Source organism: Variovorax sp. P1_H12_2, from assembly GCF_056405335.1.
The window spans coordinates 1-4759 of sequence record NZ_JBFUCI010000461.1 but is presented as its reverse complement, the minus strand read 5'-3'; the positions used below and the strand labels follow the sequence as shown (position 1 = coordinate 4759).

The following is a 4759-nucleotide window of genomic DNA, read 5'->3' as shown; positions in this document are numbered from 1 at the left end:
GCCATGGGGTCCAGCCAGTCGGCCGGGCGCGCCATGACCGGCATCCTGGCGCCGCCGCGCCAACTGGCCGAGTTCTTCGGTCTCTGGACCTTCGCCACCCGGCTCGCGAGCATCGTGGGGCCGCTGAGCTACGGCGCGATCACCTGGGCGACCGGCGGCAACCAGCGGATCGCAATCCTCTCGACGGCGGTGCTTTTCATCGGGGGGCTGCTGCTTCTGCTGCCGATCGACATGCGGCGCGGGCGGGAAGCGGCGCTGCGGGCCTGAGCTTCGCGTGCGCCTGAGGCCAGGCCGGCGCCGGACCGCCAGGGCGGCGAAGTCCGCGCTTCGCACGGACGGGCGGCCTGCAGCGTCCCTCTCGGGGGGCAGCGACCACACGCAGTGAGGGAGCGTGGGGGCTCAATCCATCGGCGCGGCGCCCTTGGCCAGGCGGTAGCGCGTGCCGTCGTAGCGCAGCACGCGTGACTTGAAGGTCTGCCGCTGCGCCTGCGTGACGCATTCGTCTCCCAGCGGGCTCGAGCGGCTTTCGGAGCGGGCCTGGTGCAGGAGCAGGTCGGCATAGCCGCCGGTGCTGCTACGGGCCACGGAGAGGCTGCCGCGCACGGTCTCGAAGCTGCCGGTGCAACTGGTGTCCCATTCGCCTTGCTCGAGCACGAGTTCAAGCCCGTCGAGCACTTTCGCGAGCTTCGGCCCCTGGGGCACATAGAGCGACAGGCTCTCGTTCGAATAGGGATTGGCGCGCGAGGAGCCCTGGCGCAGGATGCGCAGCCCGAAGGCGCGCGCGTCGGGCGCCAGCGCATAGCGCGTGCCGTCGACTCGGATCTCGCCGATGCGCACCGCGTCCTCGGTCAGCACGTCTTCCTCGAACAGCCGGCTCACGACCTTGGCGCGCTCGGTGTTGCCGTTGTCGGCCTGCTGGACCACGAGCACGTCGAGATCGAACTGGCGGGGGCCGGGCTCTGTCGACGGGCGCGGCAGAGGCAGCACGACGATGAAGCGGCCCGGGACGCCGCGCCACGGTTCGCAAACGGCGCGTTCGTGGTCGAGCGTGCGCTTCGGATGCAGCTTGGCATGCATGCGCTCCGCCAGGCCGGTGTCGCAGGCTGCCTGGGAGGCGATGCCGAAGCTGCCCAGCAGCCCGCCAAGAAGCAGCGCGCGGCGCAGGCGGCGCATCAGGCGGGCGCCGCGAGCCAGCGGGCGGCCGCGGCGTTCAGCGATTCGGGGGCGCCGCTGCTCAGCAGGCACAGGTCGCCGATGCCTTCGGTGCGCTGCGTGCCGGCCTGGGCAAGCAAGCGCAGCGTCTGCTGCGCCACTGGGGCGCCGGTATCGATGAAGCGGACCGCTTCCCCGGTGTGGCGGCGCAATTCGTCGGCGATGAAGGGGTAGTGGGTGCAGCCCAGTACCAGCGTGTCGAGCTGGCCGTCGCCGCGGCCGAAGCGCCCTGCGGCGGCCGAATACTGTTCGCACAGCGCCGAGATCCGCGCCGCGTCGGAGCGCTCGATGGCGCCGGCCAGGCCGTCGCAGGCCACGATGCTGAAGGTGGCCTGTCCGGCCAGCGAGGCGAGCAGCGTCTGGAACTTGCGGCTCTCGACGGTCACGCGGGTCGCCAGCACCGCGATGTGCCCGGTTCGGCTCAGCGCCACCGCGGGCTTGAGTGCGGGCTCGACGCCGACCACGGGCAGCGCCGGGTGGTCGGCGCGCAGCCGGTGGATCGCGGCCGCGGTGGCGGTGTTGCAGGCCACCACCAGCGCCTTGATCCGGTGCGCATCGAGCAGGTGGCGCGCCACGGTGGCACTGCGTTCGGCAACGAAGGCGTCGCCGCGCTCGCCGTAAGGCGCATGGGCGGTGTCGGCGAAGTAGACGAAGCGCTCGCGCGGCAAGGCCTCGCGCAGCGCGTTGAGGACGCTCAGGCCCCCGACGCCGCTGTCGAACACGCCGATCGGATCGTCGGCATGCACGGGCCCGTCGACGCGCGCCAGGCTCAAACCGGTTCCAGCGTGATGGTCTTGAACTCGCCGCTGGCGATGCGCTTCTGCCATTCGGCCGGGCCCGTGATGTGGGCGCTGGTGCCGCCGGCATCGACTGCCACCGTGACCGGCATGTCGACCACGTCGAACTCGTAGATGGCTTCCATGCCGAGGTCCGCGAAGCCGACCACACGGGCCGTCTTGATGGCCTTGCTCACCAGGTAGGCGGCGCCGCCGACCGCCATCAGGTAGGCGCTCTGGTGCTTCTTGATGGCCTCGATCGCGACCGGGCCGCGCTCGGCCTTGCCGATCATCGCGATCAGGCCGGTCTGGGCCAGCATCATCTCGGTGAAGCCGTCCATGCGGGTGGCGGTGGTCGGGCCGGCGGGGCCGACGGCCTCGTTGCCGACCGGGTCGACCGGGCCGACGTAATAGATGACGCGGTTGGTGAAGTCCACCGGCAGCTTCTCGCCCGTGGCCAGCATGTCGGAGATGCGCTTGTGGGCGGCATCGCGGCCGGTCAGCATCTTGCCGTTGAGCAGCAGCGTGTCGCCGGGCTTCCAGCTGGCGACTTCGGCCGGCGTGAGCTGGTCGAGGTCGACCCGCTTGCTCTTGTTGTAGTCGGGCTGCCAGTCGATCTTCGGCCAGAGGTCGAGCGAGGGCGCCTCGAGGTAGACCGGGCCCGAGCCGTCGAGCACGAAGTGCGCGTGGCGGGTCGCGGCGCAGTTCGGGATCATCGCCACCGGCTTGCTGGCCGCGTGCGTGGGGTACATCTGGATCTTGACGTCGAGCACGGTGGAGAGGCCGCCCAGGCCTTGCGCGCCGATGCCCAGCGCGTTGACCTTCTCGTACAGCTCGATGCGCAGCGCCTCGACCTTGGTCAGCTCGGCGCCCGAGGCCTTCTTGGCCTGCAGCTCGTGCATGTCGAGGTCGTCCATCAGGCTTTGCTTGGCCATCAGCGCGGCCTTCTCGGCGGTGCCGCCGATGCCGATGCCCAGCATGCCCGGCGGGCACCAGCCGGCGCCCATGGTCGGCACGGTCTTGAGCACCCAGTCGACGATGCTGTCGCCCGGGTTCAGCATCGCGAGCTTGCTCTTGTTCTCGCTGCCGCCGCCCTTGGCCGCGACGGTCACTTCGACCGTGTTGCCGGGGACGATCTCGGTGAAGATCACGGCCGGCGTGTTGTCCTTGGTGTTCTTGCGGTCGAACTGCGGGTCGGCCACGACCGAGGCGCGCAGCGTGTTGTCGGGGTGGTTGTAGCCGCGGCGCACGCCTTCGTTGATGGCGTCGTCCAGGCTGCCCGTGAAGCCGCCCCAGCGCACGTCCATGCCCACCTTCAGGAACACGTTGACGATGCCGGTGTCCTGGCAGATCGGGCGGTGGCCGGTCGCGCTCATCTTGCTGTTGGTCAGGATCTGCGCCATCGCGTCCTTGGCCGCCGGGCTCTGCTCGCGCTCGTAGGCGCGGGCCAGGTGGGCGATGTAGTCAGCCGGGTGGTAGTAGCTGATGTATTGCAGCGCGGCGGAAACCGACTCGATCAGGTCGGCTTGCTGAATGGTGGTCATGGTGGGGAAACGTTCTTGTGAGTGGGGGGACGCCCCGCGATTATCTCAGCCGGTAAAAACCCGCGGGCGCCTCACCTCGCCGCGGCCCGCGCCTCCTGGATCCAGCCGTCGAACAGCGTCTGGTGGACCCGGATCCAGCCGTCGACATGGCGCTCGACGTCCCGCTGGGTGTTGGCGCCCTGGCTCATGCGCAGGTTCTGGGCGTTGATGTCGGCGATCGGCAGCTTCATGGTCTCGAACAGGCGGCCGGCCGCAGGATTCTTCGCGACGAAGTCCTTGTTGGCGACGATCTGCTGCCGGTTGGCCAGGAAGCCGTAGTTTCTGCCGTTGGGGAGCCGGGTGTCGACGCTGTCGCCCTGCGAGGACGAGAACGGCACCTGCAGCCAGACCACGTCCGTGCCCGGCCGCAGCACGGCGCTGACCCAATAGGGCGTCCAGGTGTAGTAGAGGATCGGCTGGCCTTGCTTGAAGCGCGCGATGGTATCGGCCATCAGCGCCGCGTAGCTGCCTTGCCTGTGGGTCACGCTGTCGCGCAGCTGGTAGGCCGCGAGGTGGTTCTCGATCGCCAGTTCGCAGCCCCAGCCGGGGTTGCAGCCGGTCAGGTCCGCCTTGCCGTCGCCGTCGGTGTCGAACAGCTTCGCAATCGCCGGGTCCTTCAACTGGTCGATGCTGGTGATGCCGTACTGGTCGGCCGTTTTCCGGTCGATCAGGTAGCCCTGGACCGCACCGTCCGCATAGACCCCCTGGCGAAACAGACGGGCATCGCCGCCGCTGTTCCTGTAGAAGTCGGCGTGCAGCAGGTTCCAGTGGTTGGCCATGAAGGTGGCGTCCCCGTTGGCGATCGCCAGGTGCTCGGTGGCGGGTTCGAGGTCCTTCATCGGTTCGACCGCGTAGCCGAGCTTCTCCAGGGCCCTGGACACCAGCAGCGTCTGGAACATCTCTTCCGCCAGCGAGCTCTTGAGCGGCTGAACCGTGACGCCCTTGCCCGGCAGATCAGTGTTGGCGCGGGCCTGGGTGGCGAGGCCGAGGGCCAGCAGGCCGATGGCCAGCAGGCTGCGTGCGACGGGGCGGGTTCTTCTCATGCGTTGGATTCCTTCGAAGGTCATGGCCAGGCCCTTCACTGCACTTGCGTGGACAAGGCCGCAACGGGGTCGTTCTCGCCGCGCGACGGGCGCACCAGGCGATGCAGCAGGCGCAGCGCGAGGCCGGCCGGGCCGGTCTGCCACC

The 4759-nt window shown here is 69.5% G+C and carries 5 protein-coding genes; 1 reads left to right on the top strand and 4 read right to left on the bottom strand.

Annotation, left to right across the window (positions count from 1 at the left end; all coding sequences use genetic code 11):
- Positions 1-267, top strand: a 267-nt coding sequence (locus AC1D2K_RS30030; protein ID WP_478093504.1) for an MFS transporter, incomplete at its 5' end; no start/stop codon positions are given.
- A gap of 132 nt (positions 268-399) precedes the next feature.
- On the opposite strand, the gene AC1D2K_RS30025 is transcribed toward AC1D2K_RS30030, so the two are convergent.
- The 4 genes from AC1D2K_RS30025 to proX all read right to left on the bottom strand — a co-directional run bounded on the left by AC1D2K_RS30025 (position 400) and on the right by proX (position 4614).
- Positions 400-1173 (bottom strand): PA3715 family protein, encoded by a 774-nt coding sequence (locus tag AC1D2K_RS30025; RefSeq protein ID WP_478093502.1) that lies wholly within the window; start codon positions 1171-1173, stop codon positions 400-402.
- Positions 1173-1985: a glutamate racemase gene (murI, locus tag AC1D2K_RS30020; protein WP_478093500.1), complete on the bottom strand. Its 813-nt coding sequence runs from the start codon at positions 1983-1985 to the stop codon at positions 1173-1175. Before murI ends, AC1D2K_RS30025 begins: the two co-directional genes overlap by 1 nt.
- A complete protein-coding gene (locus AC1D2K_RS30015) occupies positions 1982-3532 on the bottom strand; it encodes a fumarate hydratase (RefSeq protein WP_478093498.1) in 1551 nt (516 codons plus the stop codon). Before AC1D2K_RS30015 ends, murI begins: the two co-directional genes overlap by 4 nt.
- A 71-nt stretch (positions 3533-3603) precedes the next feature.
- Positions 3604-4614, bottom strand: a complete 1011-nt coding sequence (proX, locus tag AC1D2K_RS30010) for a glycine betaine/L-proline ABC transporter substrate-binding protein ProX (RefSeq protein WP_478093496.1) — start codon at positions 4612-4614, stop codon at positions 3604-3606.
- Positions 4615-4759 lie beyond the last annotated feature (145 nt).

Bases quoted from the DNA above. Each gene is read 5' to 3' on its own strand.
- AC1D2K_RS30025 (WP_478093502.1), bottom strand. From the start codon at position 1,173: ATGCGCCGCCTGCGCCGCGCGCTGCTTCTTGGCGGGCTGCTGGGCAGC.
- AC1D2K_RS30015 (WP_478093498.1), bottom strand. From the start codon at position 3,532: ATGACCACCATTCAGCAAGCCGACCTGATCGAGTCGGTTTCCGCCGCG.
- proX (WP_478093496.1), bottom strand. From the start codon at position 4,614: ATGAGAAGAACCCGCCCCGTCGCACGCAGCCTGCTGGCCATCGGCCTG.